Consider the following 17,952-nt stretch of genomic DNA (forward strand, 5'->3'; position numbering starts at 1 on the left):
TGCCCGGTGGGGTGACTCGCAGGCAGTGCGTCGCGCCCTCGCTGTCCCTGTGCGCGTTCGCGGATGTCGGCACCCCGGACCAGGGGTGCCAGGATCCGCATCGTCCCCGCGCGGTCCGGAACACGCCATGATCACGCCGTTGGCCGTACAACGCCTGTTTCTGGAGCGGGCGTTGGTGCCACGATCAACGCAAGTGGAGAAAGTGCGGAGGGGCGGGGGGATTTTCATGAAGGTACGTAAGGCGTGGGTGGTGGCAGGGGCGATGGCCGTCGCCGTGGTGCCGTCGGTCACGACGGCCGGTCCAGCGGCCGCGAAGCCTCAGGCCGCGAAGCCTCAGGCCGCGAAGCCTCAGGCCGCGAAGCCCCGGGCGGCGGGGCCGGTGGCGCAGGTGCTGCCGCCGCTGCCGGGCGACACGGGGGCCGGCGCCAGCCTCATCAACGACGCGGGTCAGGTCGTCGGCTCCAGCCGCAACGCGGACCGCTACCGTCCGGTGCGGTGGGAGCCCGACCTCACGCCGACGCGGCTCGGCCTGCTGGAGGGCGGGACGAACGCCGACCCCAAGGCGATCGTCGCGGACGGCTCCATCGCGGGCCAGGCCGAGGGCGCCGACAAGCAGTGGCACGCGGTCGTCTGGGGGACGTCGGGCGCGGTGCGCCGGTTGCCGGAGCCCACCGGATACCTCACGAGCGCCGCGGAGGACCTCAACGACGACGGCGTCGCGGTCGGCACGGCCAGCGACAACTGGGTGACCCGAGCCGTCCGCTGGAACCGCCAGGGGCAGCCCGAACTGCTCCCGGTGGAACCGGGCATGCGGTACAGCAAGGCGCTGTTCGTCGACAAGCAGGGCAACGCGTACGGCTGGATGAGCTCCACGGCGACCCCGGGGGACGTCGTGCGCTGGGACCGGTCCGGGAACATCACCAGGCTCAAGTCCCCCGACGACCCCTACTACACCCGCGCCGAGCTCCGCGACGTCAACGACCGCGGCACCGCCGTCGGCTCGAACGGCACCAGCGAGGACTGGGTGGCCTCCCTGGCCCTGCCCGGCGGCACCTTCTCGGCCCTGCCCGGCGCGCGGCACAAGAGCACGGTGTCGGACGTCAACGCCACCGACGTGGTCCTCGGCTACGCCAACGGCGGCCCCACCCGCTGGGAGGGCGGCGAGATGGTGCGCCTTCAGCCCGTGCCCGGCACCGTGGACGTCCAGGCATACGCCCTCAACGACGCCGGCACGGTCGTCGGTTCCTCCAGCGTCAACGCCGTGACCTGGGACGCCAGCGGGCGGCCCACGAAGCTGCCGGTCACCCCGGACGTGCAGTCCGCCCGCGGCACCGCCATCAACCGTCCGGGCCACGTCCTCGGAACCATCGACACGTGGACCGCCTCAAGGGTTCCCGTGGTCTGGCGCTGACCCGTCGCGGTCGCACCACCCGCCCGCCCCGGCCGGATCACCGCGTGACGGGCAGGCACTCGGCGAGCAGGGCGACGACGTCCCGCCAGGCTCGCTGCGCGTGCTGCGGGTGGTGGCCGACCCCAGGGCGCGTGGTGTGGTCGACGGGTGGGTGGTGGAAGGCGTGCAGGGCGCCGCCGTAGACCACGAGGCGCCAGTCGACGCCCGCGGCCTGCATCTCGGCGGCGAACGCGTCCCGTTGCGCGGGCGGCATGATCGGGTCTTGTGACCCGACCCCGGCCCACACCGGGCAGTGGATGCGCGCCGCCTCGCCCGGTCGGCCCGTGGTCAGCGCGTTGACGGTCGCGATCGCGCGCAGGTCGACGCCGTCGCGCCCGAGTTCCAGCGCGATGGCGCCCCCGGTGCCGTAGCCGACGGCGGCGACCCGGCCCGGGTCGGTCCGCGGCTCGGCGTGGAGCACGTCGAGCGCCGCGTGGCCGATGCCTCGCATCCGGTCGGGGTCGTCGAGCAGCGGCAGACAGCGGGCCAGCATCTCCTCGGGGTCGCTCAGGTAGCGCCCGCCGTGGAGGTCGAAGGCCAGCGCCACGTATCCCAGCTCGGCGAGCGCATCGGCCCGGCGGCGCTCGACGTCGCTGAGCCCCACTCCCTCGGGCCCGACCAGGACCGCGGGCCGGCGGTCGGCACCGGCCGGGAGCGCCAGGTGCCCGATCATCGTCAGACCGTCGGCCTCGTAGGCGATCGTGCGCGTGGTAACCGTCGTCATGAGCCTGGACTGTAGTGATCGTCGAGCCCGGTCGCGCCGGGGTTCTGCCGCTGGCAGAAGGCGGGCCCCGGCCTGTTCCGGCCCCGCGTCAGCGGTTCAGCCGGAGCCTGTGAGCAGACCGCCGTCGTCCACCGGAGGTGCGGGCGCACCGATCGCCGTGGGACCACGTGGACGTTCTGAGGCCCTTCGCGAGCCGGGAGCCGGGGAGCCATCACCCGGATGTTATGACGACGTGTTAGTAGGCACGGGGTGCTCGGGTCAGTAGCTTCGATGAGTGACGGGCGGTGCGGGCGCCCGTTCGCGCGATCCCCCCACAACCGCTTCGAGATGAGGCCCTCGTGAGCCGTCGACAACTCCCCCGTCTGCTGACCGCATCCGTCGTCCTGGCCCTCGGCGCCGGGACCCTGGTCACCTCCGGTCCCACCGCGGCCGCCGCCCCCGGCACCCCACAGAGCCGCGCCGCCGCCCCCTACTGCTACGACGAACCGTCGCAGCCGAACGCCGACGTGAGCGACCTCAAGGCGTCCTTCAACTCCTCGAACTGGATGCGCACCCTCCAGGCCATGTACAAGCGGCGCTGGCCCAGCGGTGAGGCGCTGGCGATCGCCCAGGCCAAGGACAAGTACTGGGACCAGTTCGTGAACAAGCAGAGCTTCGAGGGGTTCACCGAGTCGATGATGGTGGCGATCCACGAGGAGACCCACATGTGGGACCTCGACCCGTCCCGGACCAGGTGGGACGTCCACATCGCGGCCTGGGTCAACGCGGGTCAGCAGGCGCTGACGGTCCCCGTGCACGGCGGCTTCCCCCGCAAGGAGATCCTGCCCCTGATCAAGGACAGCCTCAGCTCCTCCATGGACGACATCTACCTGCGGGACAGGACGCAGGGCGAGTACCGCCTCCAAGGGGTGCTGGCGGAGCAGAACGCCGGGCTGACCGGACTGCCCGCGGTGACGGTGGTCCAGGAGTACATCAAGGGCGTCGGCGCCAGCAACGCCCGGGACATCGCCGCCACCAACCTGCGGTACCTGCTTCTCTACTTGCGCGTCGCCAAGGACAAACACCCCGACTACTGGGTAAGGATCAAGGCCGAGCCCAAACTGCGCGACCTGGTCCTGACCCAGTTCCTGCGTACCGCGTACTGGCTGGAGAAGTCCGCGCCCTACACCGGCAAGCTCGGCAGCCGCGACGCCGACAAGATCACGGCGGCGAACTACGCGCCGGAGAACATCGCCGTCCTGGAGGAGTTCACCGGCCGCAAGGTGCGCGTCGACGCGCAGAAGCACTGCACCACCTGAGCGCGGGGAGGCCGGGCTCGCCGTCAGTCGCTGAGGACGGAGCCGAACTGCCGGTTGGTGAAGGCGAGCCCGAAGTCGTCGGCGCTGAAGGACTTGTTGCCGGTCCGCGACAGGCTTCCGCCCGAGGCGGGAATCACCCAGTTCGCGCCGTCGGAGGTGGAGCCCGCGCGCACGTCCTCGCCGCGGGCCGCGACGACGAGTTCGGCGTGGCCGTCGCCGTTGGCGTCGACGAGGGAGACGTCGGAACCGAAGTAGTCGTCCGCCTCGTCGGCGCCGGGGACACCGGCGTACGACTGGTAGCGGACGTTGGTGCCGAGGTCGACTCCGTAGTCGCTGCCCTTCATGACGTAGGCGGAGCCCGTCTTCTTCACCCCCTCGACGGTCTCGTACGGCGTGCCGACCGCGATGTCGTCGATGCCGTCGCCGGTCATGTCACCGACGGCGAGGGCCGAGCCGAAGCCGTCGCCTGCCTCGTCGGTGCCGGGGACGCCGTAGGTGTTCTGGCTGTAGTCGGCGGTGTCGATCTTTCCGGGGCCGTCCGGGTGGCCGTAGCGGATGGTGACGTAACCGGCGCCGCCCGACGGGTCGTCGACCCCGTCCGGGAACAGCCCCGCCTGCCCGGTGATCAGGTCGTCGAAACCGTCGGCGTTGATGTCACCCGCGGCCACCGAGGCGACGTACGCGCCTGTCGACAGGTTCGACCGGTACGTGATGCCGCCGGGACCGCCGGTGTAGTACCCGAGCCAGGGGCAGGCGCTCGCGTCGCACTCGTCCGCCGAGCCGACGACGGCGAGGCCGTCACTGCCGGACCTGGTGAAGCCGCCGGTGACGAGGGACTTCGCGGACACGTCGGCGAGACCGCCGGTGACCGCCGTGGGCGCGGCGGGCGCGGTCCGCGAGATGCCGTCGGCGTAGGTGAGGATCTTGTGGTCCGCCAGGACGGCGAGGTTGGCGCCGCCGTCGCCGTCGAGGTCGCCGATGGCCGCGTCGCGGCCGAAGCCGGGGTCGTCGGCGGTGTTGGTGAGCGCCGTGGCGGTCTTCCCCAGGCCGCGCGAGCCGCCCCACAGAATGGTGACGGCACCGGCGTTGGCGTGGCCGGTGACCGCCTCGCCGGGGGCGGTGACGACGAGGTCGTCGTAACCGTCGCCGTCCACGTCGCCGCTCGCCGTCTGCGCGCCGAACCGGTCGCCCGCCTCGGACACCCCGGGCACGCTGGCGGAGCTCTGGCTGAGGACGTCGGCACGCGCGGTCGAGGTGCCGGTGGCGGAGCCGTAGCTGACCACGAGGCTGCCCGCGCTCTTGTGCCCGCCGACGACGGCCTTCGGGGTGGCGGTGACGACGTCGGCGTAGCCGTCGCCGTTGAAGTCGTACGCGGTGGCCTTGCCGGTCGCGGTGGTCTGCCCGGACGCCGTGGCGGCGTGGGCGGTGCCGGTGGCGGCGGCTGCTACCAGGGTCGCGGCGAGGGCGACGATTCGTACACGCACGGGTGTGCCTCCATGATGAGGGGATCCGCTGGGGAGACACCTGTGGTGGACGAATAGTTGTGTGATGTGTGGGGACGAGCAGGCGAGAGTCTCCCCGCAGTGCGGCCCGGTGGTGCTGACCGCGCACCCGCCGGAGGCGAGAAAAGTGCAACGATCACGTCGATAAGTGACATGACATCAGAAACCACGCTGCCTACGCTGGCCCCACCGCACGAACACCCCTCTCGCGCCACGGAACCCAAGCGACCACAAGCATCCTCGGGAGCCTCCAGTGAGAAGTGCACGCATCGCGCTCTTCGCCCTGCTCGTCACCGGAGCCGTCGGCCTCTCGCCCGCCACCGCTTCGTCGGCGCCCTCGGCGCCGTCGGCGAGCCGGAGCGCGTTCGCCCTCTCCAGCTCCGCGTTCGCCGACGGCGGTGTCATCCCCAAGGTCCACGAGTGCACCAGCGGCGGCGGAAGCGACCCCGCCAAGAGAAACGAATCCCCTCCCCTGACCTGGGCGGGCGCTCCGGCCGCCGCCAAGAGCTACGCGATCGTCATGCGCGACCTCGACAACTCCAACCTCATCCACTGGGTCATCTACGACATCCCGGCGAACACGGCCTCGCTCCCCCAGAACGTCGACCACACCTACCAGCCCTCGGTCCCGGCGGGAGCCAGGCAGGTCTACTACCGCGGCAGCGCGAGCCTCTACGGCTACCAGGGCCCCTGCTCGCCCTCCACGGTGAACACCTACGAGTTCGTCGTCCACGCCCTCAACAAGGCATCGCTGACCAACCTCAACTCCAACTCCTCGACCCGGACCGCCGCCAGGGAAATCGCCGCGGCGACCATCGGCTCGGCCAGGATCACCGGCGAGTCGTAGCGGTTGTCCGGTCAGGGGCGCCAGTCGAAGGGGAAGTGCTTGCTCGAACCGCCCCGGTACGCGTGGGAGAAGTCGAAGCCTTCCGCGTGGTCGCTCTCGACCACGCCCCAGGTGGCGATCTGGCCGGGTCCGACCTCGGCGCCCGGTGCGTTGACGAGCTGGACGCGGCGGTTCGGGTCGGCGGTCGGGCCGGTCAGGGCGACGGCCCCGACGGCGACCTTGTCCCCGACGTCGGCCCGCCAGTACGAGAGGTCCTCGGCCGCGTCGAAGCGGACGGGGGCGTACTGGACGTCGCGCAGTTCACTGATGAGGGAGCCGAACTCGCCCGGCCAGCCCCCGACGTGCCCGGCGAAGATCTGCTGGAGCGCGTCCCGCTGGGCCTGGTCGCCCTTGGCGTCTATGTAGAGCATCACCTTCATCGTGGCGTTCGGGTCGCCGACCCACATGTTGCCGGTGAACTCGCCGAGCGCGACGACGCCGAGGCCGTCCAGGCGCACGTCCCCGAAGTGCCCTTCGTGGATCTGCCAGACGAGCGTGAACAGGCAGTCCCCGTGGGTCGGCGCCTGCGCGAAGGTGCAGGGACAGGGCAGGGAGCAGCTGCAGACGTCGAACCACTCGCCCCGCAGGTGCCAGTCGGGCAGCGAACCGTCGCCACCGGCGCGGACGACGGTGGGCGTGGCGGACGCGCTCGGCGAAGTCGTGGACGTGGTGCACATGGTGGGCCTCCTGAAGGGACGTGAGCAGATACCCGGTGGGGGTATCCGGCGTCGACGAGGAGGACGCTACGGGGCGGCGTCCGCGCTCGTCAAGTACCCCCTGGGGGTACTTATCTCCAAGGGTCCGGATGCGCCTCGACGAGCCGCCGCGGCGCGCGCTGCCGCCAGGCGTCCGCGAGGACGTCCCGCAGCTCCGCCTCGTCCGCCAGAGCGCTCAGGCGCACCCGCAGCCAGTCGTAACGGTCGTCGTGGCCGGGCCTGAGGAAGAACTTCTCCGGCTCGGCCGCGATCAGCTCGTCCCGCTCCTCGCGCGGGCACCTGACGCCCATCGACGCGTCGTCGTCCGCGAGCGCGGCGAAGATCCTGCCGCCCACCCGGAAGGTCGGCTGCCCCCAGGCCGCCTTCTCCTCCGTACCGGGCAGGGCGAGGGCGAGGGCGCGTACGTCATCGGCAGTCACCATGAGGCCGACCCTAGGGCCTGTCCGATGGGTCGGCGTGGAGCAAGGAGCGGCGTCTGGTGCGTGCGATCGCAAGGCGCCGGGATGTCCTCGGGTGGGGTCTCCCCTGCTCGAACGCAGCTGAGAGCTTGGGGAAGGAGCTACTAGGGCATCCCGGCAACGCGGCGAGCGTGCGTGCCAGGCGTCGCGACGCCGCGCCGACCCATCGGACAGGCCCTAGGGCGGGCGCGGTGCTTCCGCACGGCGTGATCGGCATTCGCCCAGTGGCTGAAAACAGTTCATCCTCCGGTGACTTACCGCCCCGGCGCGGCGGCCCTACTGTCCACGGCGTTCCCGTCCCCCGTGCGACGAAGGAGTCGACATGGAACGCCGTACCGTGCTGCGCGCTGCCGTTCTCAGCGCAGGAGCCGCCGCGTTCTCCGGATCGCTGTGGCGGCAGGCCGCCGCGTACCCCGCCCTGCCGGGACCCAGCCCCTACGGGGCGCTCCAGGCCGCCGACGCCAACGGCATCAGGCTCCCCTCGGGCTTCACCAGCCGGGTCATCGCCCGCTCCTCCCAGCAGGTGTCCGGCACCGGCTACACCTGGCACGGAGCGCCCGACGGCGGCGCCTGCTTCGCCGACGGCTCCGGCTGGATCTATGTGTCCAACGCCGAGCTCGGCAGTGGCCAGGGCGGCGCGAGCGCGGTGAAGTTCGACAGCGCCGCCCGGATCACCGGCGCCTACTCCGTCCTGTCCGGCACGCAGCGCAACTGCGCGGGCGGCGCCACCCCGTGGAACACCTGGCTGTCGTGCGAGGAGACCGACACCGGCCACGTCCACGAGACCGACCCGTGGGGCGTGAACCCGGCGGTGCAGCGGGCAGCGATGGGCCGCTTCAACCACGAGGCGGCGGCCGCCGACCCGGTCCGCAAGGTGATCTACCTGACCGAGGACAAGACCGACGGCCGCTTCTACCGGTTCGTGCCCACCACCTGGGGCAATCTGTCGTCCGGCTCCCTCCAGGTGCTCAAGGAGACCGGCGGGGCGCTGTCCTGGGCCACCGTGCCCGACCCGGACGGCAGCCCCACCGCGACGCGCTACCAGGTGTCCGGCGCCAAGGTCTTCAACGGCGGCGAGGGCTGCCACTACCGCGCCGACATCTGCTACTTCACCACCAAGGGGGACAACCGCGTCTGGGCCTACCACGCGGCGAACAACACCCTGGCCGTCGTGTACGACGACAACGTCGGCGGCGCCCCGCTGACCGGCGTGGACAACGTCACCGCCGCCGCGGTCGGCGACCTCTACGTGGCCGAGGACGGCGGCAACATGGAGATCTGCGTCATCACGCCCTCCGACGTCGTGGCCCCGTTCCTGCGGGTGACCGGCCAGTCCTCGTCCGAGATCACCGGGCCCGCGTTCAACCCCGCGGGCAACCGCCTGTACTTCTCCTCGCAGCGGGGCACGTCCGGCTCCAGCAGCGGCGGCATCACCTACGAGGTGACAGGGCCGTTCCGCAACAGCCTGTGACCTAGGCCCCGTTCGCCGCGCCGTCCGCGCCCGGGCTCACCAGGCCGACCTCGTACGCGAGGACGATGGCCTGCGCCCGGTCGCGCAGCGACAGCTTGGCCAGGATCGCGTTGACGTGGGTCTTCACCGTGGACCTGCCGATGCCGAGGGCCTGGGCGATCTCCGGGTTGCTCAGGCCCTCGGCCACCGCGCGCAGGACGTCCGTCTCGCGCGCGGTGAGGGCGTCGAGACGGCCGTCGGGGCGCGGGCGCGCGAGGACCGCGCCGCCCGCGAAGGCGTCGATGAGCCGACGGGTGACGGCCGGGGCGAGCAGCGCCTCACCGGAGGCGACGGTACGGATGGCGTCGACCAGGTCCTGCGGTTCGCAGTCCTTGAGGAGGAAGCCGGAGGCGCCGCCGCGCAGGGCCGCGAACACGTACTCGTCGCGGCGGAACGTGGTGAGGACGAGCACCCGTACCGGCGGGTCGAGAGCGGTCAGCAGGCGCGTGGCCGTGAGGCCGTCCGTGCCCGGCATCCTGATGTCCATCAGGACCACGTCGGGGCGGTGGGCGCGGGCCAGTTCGACGGCCTCCGCGCCGTCGGCGGCCTGGCCGGTCACCGTCAGATCCGGCTCGGCGTCGATGACGGCGGCGAAGCCCGCGCGCACCACCGCCTGGTCGTCCACGACGACCACCCGCACCGCCATGGCCCGCCCTCCCCGCTCGCGTCCGTATGCCGGGAAGCGTACGTGCGCCGGGCCGCGGGCGGCTGCCCCGCCGCCGCTCGCGCGGGGCCCCGCGTCCGGTCAGCCCTCGGCCGCCGCCGCCTCGATGAGGCAGAACGCGTTCCCCTCGCCGAGCCCGGTCACCGAGGTCAGGGCGAGCCCTGCCCGGTCGCAGAGCTCCGCGAACTCCTCGCGGGTGCGTTCCCTTCCGCCCACGTTCAGGAGCATGTTGAGGTCGGCCAGGTAGAGGGCGGTGCTCTCGGGGGCGACCGCGGTGGGCAGCAGGTGCTCGACGATCAGCACGCGCCCGCCGGGCGGAAGCACCGCGCGGCAGTGGCCGAGGATGGTGACGACCTGGTCGTCGTTCCAGTCGTGCAGGATGCTTTTGAGCAGATAGAGGTCGGCGCCCTCGGGGACCGAGCGGAAGAAGTCCCCGACCACCAGGGAGCAGCGGTCCTCGACGCCGTGCCGCCGCAGTGTCGGGGGCGCCTGCGCCAGGCCCTCCTCGGTGTCGCAGAGGATGCCGGAGAGCGCCGGGTGCTCGCGCAGCACCGGGGACAGCAGGGTGCCGTCGCCGCCGCCGATGTCGGCGACCGTGGTGAAGCGGCCGAAGTCGTAGGCATGCGGGAGCTGCGCCGCGGTGAGCGAGGTGCCTTGGCTCATCGCCGTGTTGAACAGCGCGGACAGCTCCGGGTGCTCCTTGAGGTAGGGGAAGAAGTCCGTGCCGAAGACCGAGGCGAAGGTGGTCTCGCCGGTCCGTACGCCCTCGTCCAGGTGCTCCCAGGCGCGCAGCATCGCCGGCTCGGCGAACATGCCGACGAGCGCCGCGAGCGAGTCGGGGCGCGTCGGGTCGAGGAGGGCTCCCGCGGAGGTCACCGCGTAGGAGTCGGGTGCGCGCTCCTGGAGGATGCCGAGGCCCGCGAGGGCGCGCAGCAGCCGGGCGGTGGCCTGCGGCTGCGTTCCGGCCTCCGCGGCCACGTCGGCGGCGTGCCGCTCCTTGGCGCCGATGATCTCGACCACGCGCAGCCGGACGGCCGCACGCAGGGTCTGGGCCGCCAGGCTCCCCAGGATGAGTTCGACCACGCGCCCGCGGTCCTCGGCACTCGCCACCGGGTTCTCGTCGTTCGTGTCCGCCACTGCCACTCCCCTTCCGGTCGGGTCGCGCGTGCTCGCCGCACGGACGACCAAGCAACTTAGGTAACCCTAACTTGCAGGACGGGGGTGGGCGTCGCGATCCGGCCAACCGGGCGCCGCCGCCCGGCCGTTGCCGCGCTCCTCGACCGCCGGGGCCGGCGTTCCGTCAGATCAGACAGGAGGCGCGGGCCAGCCCTTCCAGGGCCCGGCGCCGGTCTTCCCGCCACACCAGGGGCCCCGGATAGTGGACGGACACGACACCGATCAGCGCACCGGCGCGGGACAGGACCGGCACCGACGCGACCGCGCCGACGTCGGCGTCCCGCAGCACGTCGAGGGCCGGAGTGCCGAGGAAGACCGGGGAGTTCACCACGTCCGCGACGAAGACCGGCTCGTGGTCCTCGGCGGCCACGCCGCACGCGGTCTCGCGGTCGTCGACCGTCTCGAAGAAGCTCAGGAACGGCTGGTGGAACCCGTGCTGCGCGACGATGCGCAGCGCTCCGACCGCGGGGTCGAGGAGCTGCGCGTTGCCCATCGGCGCGCCGGTGACCCGCAGGGCCACCGAGAGCGCTTCCGAGAGGAGGGAGCAGCGCCGCCGGTACTCGTGGGGCGCGAGCGGCGCCGTGCGCGCGTCGCGCACGAGCCGCACCCCGTCCGCGCCCCCGCACATCTCCAGCGGGCGCAGCACCGCGCTGTGGGCCCGCGTGACGGTCAGGCCCCCGCCCTCGGCGGCGGCCTGGTGGTGGGCGTCCAGGAGGAGGTCGACGCCGGCGGCGCCGCAGAACGTGACCCGGCTCAGGTCGAGCGCGACCAGGTCGCGCTCCTCGCGCGCACGGTCGAGGGTGCGGGCGAGCACCGAGGCCGAGGAGACGTCCAGCTCCCCGGCCACGCGGATGACGACGCGGCCGTCGGCGCGGGCGATCGCGAGCCGCAGGCTCTCCGAGGGCCGGGACCACTCCACGGCGTCACCCCACTCCCCTGCCGACGCCCGGCCGCCGCCCCTGACGAGCGCGCCCGGTCACCGGCCCTTATGAGCCGTCCACGCTAGAACCGGGAACCCGCGCGTCTCCTGCTCTCCACCGACCCTTGCCCGAACCGTCATCGATACGGACAAGTCCGGTCGACCAGACATGCTTCCACGGTCAGAGCGGACCGTTCCTGACAGCCCGGGGGCGAGACCGGTCTACACGCTGCGGGTGCGCCACTCCGGGGCGAGGACGGACCACTGCTGCGCGTCGTACCGCACGCCTTCGTACGGCCACGACTCGCGGCGCACGCCCTCCAGCGTCATGCCGAGCCGCTTGGCCACGGCGGCGCTGCGTTCGTTGTCCGCGCGGCAGACCCACTCCGCGCGGTGCATGCCCCGGACGGTGAACGCCCAGTCGAGCAGCGTCTCGCAGGCCTGGGTGATCAGGCCGTGCCCCTCGGCCGCGGGCTCCAGCCAGCAGCCGACCTCGCACGCGCCCGACGCGGCGTCGAAGCTCACGAACATCACGCCGCCCACCAGCGTGCCGTCGCGCCGGATGCCGTAGAGGCGGGCCCCGTCCGCGGCCTGCCGCTCGGCGTACCGGCCGAGCGTGGCCCGGGCGCCGTCGAGGCCCTCGGCGACGAAGGCCGCCCCGACCCACGGCCGGATGTGCTCGCGGGCCCGGTCCAGATGGGCGGCGAACTCCTCGGCGTGCCACGGCTCGAGCGGGCTCAGACGGGCGTCGCCTGACAGCGGGAGGGCGAACATGGAGACCTCACATTCACACAACAAACGTTATGACTATGTACGGTAGCAGCATGCCACGCACCAAGGGAGATCACGAAGCCCGCCGCCGCGACGTGTCCGAGGCCGTCTGGCGGGTCCTCGCCGCGCGCGGCTTCGGCGGCCTGACCCTGCGCGCCGTCGCCGCCGAGCTCGGCGCGACCACCGGCCTGCTCACCCACTACTTCCCGGCCAAGCGCGACCTGGTCGCGCACGCCCTCGACCTGCTCGACCGGCGCACCGCGACACGCCCCCGGCGCGCCGGGGGGACCGGGCTCCCGGCCGTGCGTGCCGCACTGCTCGACGTGCTGCCGCTGACCGCCGAGGCCACCGACAGCAACCGCATCTGGGTCTCCTCCTGGGACACCGCGCTCGCCGACCCCGGCCTGAGCGACGAGTACGCCCGCAAGTACGCGCGCAGCCGCGACAAGCTGCGCGACCTCGTCGCCGCGGCGCAGGAGCTGGGCGAGCTGCCCGCCGGAGACCCCGCGCGCATCGCCGCCGCCGCGCAGTCCTTCGTGCTCGGCCTGGTGGTGCAGGCCCTGTTCGCCCCGGCGGCGTTCTCGCCGCAGCACCAGGTCGAGCTCCTGGACGACTACCTCGCCGGGCTCGCGGCGACATCCTGACGTCACCCGGGGGCGCCCTCCCTCCGGAGAGCTACGGACGATCTCGCCCCAGGGCGGGACGCCGGGCGGGCTCCGGCCCCCTAGCCTCACTTCCGGGTACGCCGACAGCCGTGCTCACCCCCCTCCCTCTCGCACGGTGACCACCGAGGACGTCCGGCATGACCAGCCACCACCCCCCGCCCACGAGCCCCGCCCCGGCACGGGTCAGGACCGCGCTCGGCCGCCTGCGCGCCGACCTGGCGACCACGCGGGCCATGCCGCTGCCGCCCTGGTCCTGGCCGCGCGGCCTGCGGTGGCTGCGCCGGCTCCCGCACGTCCTGGTCGTCCTCGCGGCCGCGGCGGTGGCGGCGACCGGCGCGGACCTGCCCGCCCGGCTCCTGGCCGTCGGGCACGCGGCCTGCTGGCCGGTGGCGCTGCGCCGCCCCGTGCCCGCCTGGTGGCTGTCGACGGCGTTCTTCGTCGGCATCCCCCTCTCGCATCCGCCCACGCCCGCCAACGAGCTGTGGACCTGGACCGTGCAGGCGGGCGCGCTCTTCCTGCTCGCGCTGCGCGTGCCACCCGTGCCGGCGGCCGTGGCGGCGGGTCTGAGCGCCGCGGCCGGGGTGGTGCTCAAAGCGGCCGGGGGCGCCGTCGGCTCCTGGGACCTCGTGCTCTTCGGACTCGTCCTGTTCGCCCTCGGGGTGCTGGTCGGCGGGGTGGTCCGGGGGCGCAGGGAGGACCGCGCCCGGCTCACCGCGCAGATCGCCGCCACCGCGCAGGAGCGTGCCGTGCGCACCGTCCTGGAGGAGCGCACCCGGATCGCCCGCGAGCTGCACGACGTCGTCGCCCATCACATGTCGCTCATCTCCCTCCAGGCGGACGCGGCGCCCTACCGCGTCGCCGACCCGCCGCCGGAGCTCGCCGCCGAGTTCGCCTCGATCCGTGCCAACGCCCTGGAGGGCCTCGCCGAACTGCGGCACCTGCTGGACCTGCTGCGCGCCGACGCCCCCGGCGCGAGCACGGCCGCCACCGCCCCGCAGCCCTCGCTCGCCGCGCTCGACACCCTGCTGGCGCACGTGCGCGCCGCGGGGCTCCCCGTCGCCGTACGCGTCGACGGCGAGCCCAGGCCGCTGCCGCCGGGGGTGGAGCTGTCGGCGTACCGCATCGTTCAGGAGGCGCTCAGCAACACCCTGCGCCACGCCCCCGGCGCCGACGCGGTCGTCGAACTCGCCTACGCGTCCACCGCGTTGCGGCTGTGCGTCACCAACGGGCCCGCCGCCGTGGCCGCCGCGCCCGCGCCGGGCGGCGGCCACGGCCTCACCGGGATGCGCGAGCGTGCTGCCATGCTGGAGGGCGACCTCGCCGCGGGCCCGCTGCCGGACGGGGGCTGGGAGGTCACCGCCGTCCTGCCGGCGCGCCGCACCCCCCGCGACCTCCCCGGCCCGGCCCCCACCATGGACAAGGACTCCCCCGCATGACGATCCGCGTACTGATCGCCGACGACCAGGCCATGGTGCGCGAGGCCCTCTCCGTCCTGCTCGGCGCCCAGCCCGACCTCGACGTCGTCGCCACGGCCGAGGACGGCGCCGCGGCCGTGGCCCGCGCCGCCGAGCTGCGGCCCGACGTCGTCGTCATGGACATCCGCATGCCCGGCCTCGACGGCATCGAGGCGACCCGCCGGATCACCGCCGACCCCGCGTCACCGACGAAGGTCCTGGCCCTGACCACCTTCAACCTCGACGAGTACGTGTACGAGGCGCTGCGCGCCGGAGCGAGCGGCTTCCTGCTCAAGGAGGCCTCCGGCAGTCGGCTCGCCGAGGGGATCAGGGTGGTGGCCCGGGGCGAGGCGCTGCTCTCGCCGGAGCTCACCAAGCGGCTCATCACCGAGTTCGCCCGTACCGGCCCGGCGGCGAAGCGGCCCACCGGGGTGGTCGTCGACCGGCTCACCGCACGCGAGACCGAGGTCCTCGTCCAGGTCGCCCAGGGCCTGTCCAACGCGGAGATCGCCACGGCCCTCACCGTCGCCGAGGAGACCGTCAAGACGCACGTCGGCCGGATCCTGCACAAGCTGGCCCTGCGCGACCGCACCCAGGCCGCCGTCTTCGCCTACGAGTCGGGCCTCGTCACACCGGGCGCCACGGCCTGACGCCGGACCGCCCGCCCGCACAAAGCACTTGCTTCAAGTGCACTCGAACGCTTTAGCGTGATCGGCATGACGGTGACCGACAACGCCCCCTTGGCAGCGCCGCGTCCGGACATCTGCGTGTCCCCGACGCTGCGGCACCCGCGCCCCGACGGCCAGGACCGCTACACGATCAGCGAGGTCGCGCAGTTCACCGGGCTCCGGGCCCACACCCTGCGCTGGTACGAGCAGATCGGCCTGATGCCGCACGTGGAGCGGTCGCACACCGGGCAGCGCCGCTTCAGCAACAGGGACCTGGAGTGGCTCGACTTCGTGGGCAAGCTGCGGCTGACCGGGATGCCGGTCGCGGCCATGGTCCGCTTCGCGGACCTGGTCCGCAGGGGCGAGGTCACCCACGCGGAGCGGCGGGAGGTCCTGGAGCGGACCCGGCACGACGTCGTCGCGCGCCTCGCGGAGCTGCGGGAAGCCCTCACCGTCCTCGACGCCAAGATCACCTTCTACGCGGGCGCCCACCGTGCGCCGGAAGGGGCCGAAACGCCCTCATGAACACCTCCATCGAACCGGTCCCCACGGTCCGCCTCGGCACCGACGGCCCCCTCGTCGGCGTCCAGGGCTTCGGCGCCATGGGCATCAGCGCCGCCTACGGACAGACCGACGACGCGGCGGCCCGCGACACCCTGGAGGCGACCGTCGAGGCGGGCGTCACCCTCATCGACACCGCCGACATGTACGGCAGCGGCGCCAACGAGGAGTTCCTCGCGCCGTTCGTCGCCGCGCACCGCGACGACATCACCCTGGCCACCAAGTTCGGCATCGAGACCCGCGCCGACGACCCCGGCCACCGGGTGATCCGCAACGACCCCGCGTACGTACGCCGGGCCGTCGAGGGAAGCCTGCGCCGCCTGGGCGTCGAGGTCATCGACCTGTACTACATGCACCGCAGGGACCCCGGGGTCCCGCTCGCCGAGTCCGTCGGCGCGATGGCCGAACTGGTGCGGGAGGGCAAGGTCAAGCACCTCGGCCTGAGCGAGGTCACCGGGGCCGAGCTGCGCGAGGCGTACGCGGTGCACCCCATCGCCGCCGTGCAGTCGGAGTGGTCGCTCTTCAGCCGGGACGTCGAGTACAGCGTGGTGGGCGCGGCCGCCGGCCTCGGGGTCGCCTTCGTGCCGTACTCGCCGCTCGGGCGCGGCTTCCTCACCGGCGCCTTCACCGACGCGAGCGCCGAGCTCTCCAGGGACGACTTCCGCCAGTCGATGCCGCGTCTGAGCGGCGACAACGCCGTGGCGAACGCCGCCCTCCTGACGCCCCTGCGCGCCCTCGCGGCCGACCGCGGCGCCACCCCGGCGCAGATCGCCCTGGCCTGGGTGCAGCAGCGGGCCCGGGCGCACGGCCTCGCGGTGGTGCCGATCCCCGGCACCCGCAAGCGCGGGCGCCTCCTGGAGAACGCCGCGGCCACCAGGATCACGCTGACCGCGGACGAGCTCGCCGTCCTGGAGCCGATCGCGGGCCAGGTCGCGGGCGACCGCTACCCGGACATGTCCCTCACCTCCGCCGCGCGGGAGGCTCAGGCCTGACGACGGGCCGTCAGGAGCCGGCCGGTGCCGAGCAGCCGCAGGCCGTCCTCGGTCTCGTGCCGCCTCAGCCGCTCGGTGAGGCGGGTGCGGGCGAGCGCCCGCGCGTCGGCGTCGACCTGCTCCAGGAGGTGGCGGCCGGGGCCGGAGTCCAGCATGAAGCGGGCCGCGTCCTCGGCGTCGCGGCCCCAGGTCCCGTACGCCTGGACACGTGCGGCCCGTACGTCGTGGAACCCGGCCGCCGTGAGCAGCCCCGTGGCGGTGTCGGCGTCGGCCAGGGAGAACATGCCGGGCCCTCCGGGTGCCCCGAACCCCCGCAGCGGCAGGACGTCGTCGAGCGCGTCGAAGGCCCGCAGCCACTCGGTGGCTTCCGGCTCGGCGGCGGTGAGGAAGACGATCCGGCCGCCGGGCCGCAGCGCGCGGGCGACGTTGGCGAACGCGGCGACGGGGTCGGTGAAGAACATGACGCCGAAGCGGCTGATCGCCACGTCGAAGGCGGCGGGCGCGAGGGGGTGCACCTGGGCGTCGCCGTGCGCGAAGGAGACGTTGGCGATGCCCTCCGCCGCCGCCCACTCCCGGGCGCGCTCCAGCATCGGCGCGGAGAGGTCGAGGCCGAGCGCGCGGCCGGGGCCGACGGCCCGGGCGGCGAGGCGGGTGGTGGCTCCGGCCCCGCAGCCGACGTCCAGGACCTCGTCGCCGGCGCGGAGGGCGGCGATGTCGAGCAGCGGCTGGTCGAACCCGCCGTTGACGGCGTTCCAGCGGTCCTGGTGGGCGGCCCAGTGGGCGCCCTCGTAGCCGTTCCATGCCTGTGCCTGGGCGGTGTTGGCGATGCCGTGCATACGGGATGACCTCCAGCGGTGGGAGTCGGGCACCCTAGTATGGGCGCACGCCCAAATAGTATGGACGCGTGCCCATACTGGCAATCGCCGTGTCCTGGGAGGGACTTGATGTCACCGCGCGGAGTTGCGATCCCCGATCTGCGAGAGCGGCTGTTCGACGCCGCGGAGCGCGTGCTCGCGCGGGACGGCGCCGCCGCCCTGACCGGCCGGGCCGTCACGGAGGAGGCGGGCTGCGCCAAGGGGGTGCTGCACACGCACTTCGCGGGCCTCGACCAGTTCGTCGCCGAACTCTGTCTGGACCGCTTCGCCCGCGCCGCGGCGCGGGCGAAGGACCTGCCGGAGCGGGCGGGCTCGGCCACCGTGGCCGAGCACCTCACCACCGTGGCCGCGGCGGTCCTCTCCCTGGACCCCGGCGTCGTGGAGCTGGCCGTGACCCGCCCGGCCGCCACCCTGCGGATCCGCGAGGCCTGGCGCGCGGGCGCACCCGGCTTCGGCGCGGTGCAGGAGTCGATCGGCGCCTATCTGCGCGAGGAACAGCGCCTGGAGCGCGTGCCACGGGAACTGGACACGGCGTCCGTCGCCCTCGCCCTGGTCGGGACGCTGCACCATCTGCTGATGACGGGGTGGATGGGCACGGCGGATCCGCGGGGCGCGGTGGAGCGGCTCGTCCGCGCGCTGGTCGGCGGGGCCTGAGGCCGGGCC

19 protein-coding genes are annotated in these 17,952 nt (G+C 73.4%); 10 read left to right on the forward strand and 9 right to left on the reverse strand.

Annotated elements, in window-relative coordinates; translation table 11 throughout:
* Positions 1 to 226 precede the first annotated feature (226 nt).
* Positions 227 to 1,411, forward strand: coding sequence for a hypothetical protein (locus MQV74_RS40715; protein WP_278194089.1), 1,185 nt, complete (start codon positions 227 to 229; stop codon positions 1,409 to 1,411).
* Positions 1,412 to 1,448: 37 nt separating this feature from the next.
* On the opposite strand, the gene MQV74_RS05340 is transcribed toward MQV74_RS40715, so the two are convergent.
* Positions 1,449 to 2,174: a dienelactone hydrolase family protein gene (locus tag MQV74_RS05340; RefSeq protein WP_242714860.1), complete on the reverse strand. Its 726-nt coding sequence runs from the start codon at positions 2,172 to 2,174 to the stop codon at positions 1,449 to 1,451.
* Positions 2,175 to 2,512: 338 nt separating this feature from the next.
* On the opposite strand from MQV74_RS05340, the gene MQV74_RS05345 reads away from it, so the two are divergent.
* Positions 2,513 to 3,472: a hypothetical protein gene (locus MQV74_RS05345; RefSeq protein ID WP_242714861.1), complete on the forward strand. Its 960-nt coding sequence runs from the start codon at positions 2,513 to 2,515 to the stop codon at positions 3,470 to 3,472.
* Positions 3,473 to 3,495: 23 nt separating this feature from the next.
* On the opposite strand, the gene MQV74_RS05350 is transcribed toward MQV74_RS05345, so the two are convergent.
* Positions 3,496 to 4,956, reverse strand: coding sequence for an FG-GAP repeat protein (locus MQV74_RS05350; RefSeq protein ID WP_242714862.1), 1,461 nt, complete (start codon positions 4,954 to 4,956; stop codon positions 3,496 to 3,498).
* 271 nt (positions 4,957 to 5,227) lie between these two features.
* On the opposite strand from MQV74_RS05350, the gene MQV74_RS05355 reads away from it, so the two are divergent.
* Positions 5,228 to 5,821, forward strand: coding sequence for a YbhB/YbcL family Raf kinase inhibitor-like protein (locus MQV74_RS05355; protein ID WP_242714863.1), 594 nt, complete (start codon positions 5,228 to 5,230; stop codon positions 5,819 to 5,821).
* 11 nt (positions 5,822 to 5,832) lie between these two features.
* Here MQV74_RS05355 and MQV74_RS05360 read toward each other — a convergent pair whose 3' ends face one another.
* Both MQV74_RS05360 and MQV74_RS05365 read right to left on the reverse strand, forming a co-directional pair.
* Positions 5,833 to 6,537: a DUF1326 domain-containing protein gene (locus MQV74_RS05360; RefSeq protein WP_242714864.1), complete on the reverse strand. Its 705-nt coding sequence runs from the start codon at positions 6,535 to 6,537 to the stop codon at positions 5,833 to 5,835.
* A 110-nt stretch (positions 6,538 to 6,647) separates the two neighbouring features.
* Positions 6,648 to 6,998, reverse strand: coding sequence for an MmcQ/YjbR family DNA-binding protein (locus MQV74_RS05365; RefSeq protein WP_242714865.1), 351 nt, complete (start codon positions 6,996 to 6,998; stop codon positions 6,648 to 6,650).
* A gap of 358 nt (positions 6,999 to 7,356) precedes the next feature.
* Here MQV74_RS05365 and MQV74_RS05370 point away from each other — a divergent pair, with 358 nt between their 5' ends.
* A complete protein-coding gene (locus MQV74_RS05370; RefSeq protein ID WP_242714866.1) occupies positions 7,357 to 8,505 on the forward strand; it encodes an alkaline phosphatase PhoX in 1,149 nt (382 codons plus the stop codon).
* Position 8,506: 1 nt separating this feature from the next.
* Here MQV74_RS05370 and MQV74_RS05375 read toward each other — a convergent pair whose 3' ends face one another.
* From MQV74_RS05375 to MQV74_RS05390, 4 genes are all read right to left on the reverse strand, one after another.
* The gene (locus tag MQV74_RS05375; protein WP_242714867.1) at positions 8,507 to 9,190 is read right to left on the reverse strand and encodes a response regulator; all 684 of its coding nucleotides are present in this window, start codon (positions 9,188 to 9,190) and stop codon (positions 8,507 to 8,509) included.
* A 99-nt stretch (positions 9,191 to 9,289) separates the two neighbouring features.
* Positions 9,290 to 10,345, reverse strand: coding sequence for an acetylserotonin O-methyltransferase (locus MQV74_RS05380; protein WP_242714868.1), 1,056 nt, complete (start codon positions 10,343 to 10,345; stop codon positions 9,290 to 9,292).
* A 163-nt stretch (positions 10,346 to 10,508) separates the two neighbouring features.
* Positions 10,509 to 11,303, reverse strand: a complete 795-nt coding sequence (locus tag MQV74_RS05385) for an STAS domain-containing protein (RefSeq protein ID WP_242714869.1) — start codon at positions 11,301 to 11,303, stop codon at positions 10,509 to 10,511.
* A 222-nt stretch (positions 11,304 to 11,525) separates the two neighbouring features.
* Entirely contained in the window at positions 11,526 to 12,077 is a 552-nt protein-coding gene (locus MQV74_RS05390) for a GNAT family N-acetyltransferase (RefSeq protein ID WP_242714870.1), read from the reverse strand.
* Between the two features lie 50 nt (positions 12,078 to 12,127).
* Between MQV74_RS05390 and MQV74_RS05395 the strand changes: the two genes are divergently transcribed.
* The 5 genes from MQV74_RS05395 (at position 12,128) to MQV74_RS05415 (ending at position 16,414) form a co-directional block, all read left to right on the forward strand.
* A complete protein-coding gene (locus tag MQV74_RS05395) occupies positions 12,128 to 12,718 on the forward strand; it encodes a TetR/AcrR family transcriptional regulator (protein WP_242714871.1) in 591 nt (196 codons plus the stop codon).
* Between the two features lie 158 nt (positions 12,719 to 12,876).
* On the forward strand, positions 12,877 to 14,175 hold the full coding sequence (locus MQV74_RS05400; protein WP_242714872.1) for a sensor histidine kinase: 1,299 nt from the start codon (positions 12,877 to 12,879) through the stop codon (positions 14,173 to 14,175).
* Positions 14,172 to 14,843, forward strand: coding sequence for a response regulator (locus MQV74_RS05405; RefSeq protein ID WP_242714873.1), 672 nt, complete (start codon positions 14,172 to 14,174; stop codon positions 14,841 to 14,843). Before MQV74_RS05400 ends, MQV74_RS05405 begins: the two co-directional genes overlap by 4 nt.
* A 66-nt stretch (positions 14,844 to 14,909) precedes the next feature.
* Positions 14,910 to 15,386 (forward strand): MerR family transcriptional regulator, encoded by a 477-nt coding sequence (locus tag MQV74_RS05410; protein ID WP_242714874.1) that lies wholly within the window; start codon positions 14,910 to 14,912, stop codon positions 15,384 to 15,386.
* Complete coding sequence (locus MQV74_RS05415; protein ID WP_242714875.1) at positions 15,383 to 16,414, forward strand: aldo/keto reductase; 1,032 nt, start codon at positions 15,383 to 15,385, stop codon at positions 16,412 to 16,414. Before MQV74_RS05410 ends, MQV74_RS05415 begins: the two co-directional genes overlap by 4 nt.
* On the opposite strand, the gene MQV74_RS05420 is transcribed toward MQV74_RS05415, so the two are convergent.
* On the reverse strand, positions 16,405 to 17,250 hold the full coding sequence (locus MQV74_RS05420; RefSeq protein ID WP_242714876.1) for a class I SAM-dependent methyltransferase: 846 nt from the start codon (positions 17,248 to 17,250) through the stop codon (positions 16,405 to 16,407). The genes MQV74_RS05415 and MQV74_RS05420 overlap by 10 nt on opposite strands.
* A 108-nt stretch (positions 17,251 to 17,358) precedes the next feature.
* On the opposite strand from MQV74_RS05420, the gene MQV74_RS05425 reads away from it, so the two are divergent.
* On the forward strand, positions 17,359 to 17,943 hold the full coding sequence (locus MQV74_RS05425) for a TetR/AcrR family transcriptional regulator (protein WP_242714877.1): 585 nt from the start codon (positions 17,359 to 17,361) through the stop codon (positions 17,941 to 17,943).
* The last annotated feature ends 9 nt before the right edge of the window (positions 17,944 to 17,952 follow it).

Origin of the sequence: Streptomyces sp. AN091965, from assembly GCF_022698285.1 — a bacterium.
Classification (GTDB): Bacteria; Actinomycetota; Actinomycetes; order Streptomycetales; family Streptomycetaceae; genus Streptomyces.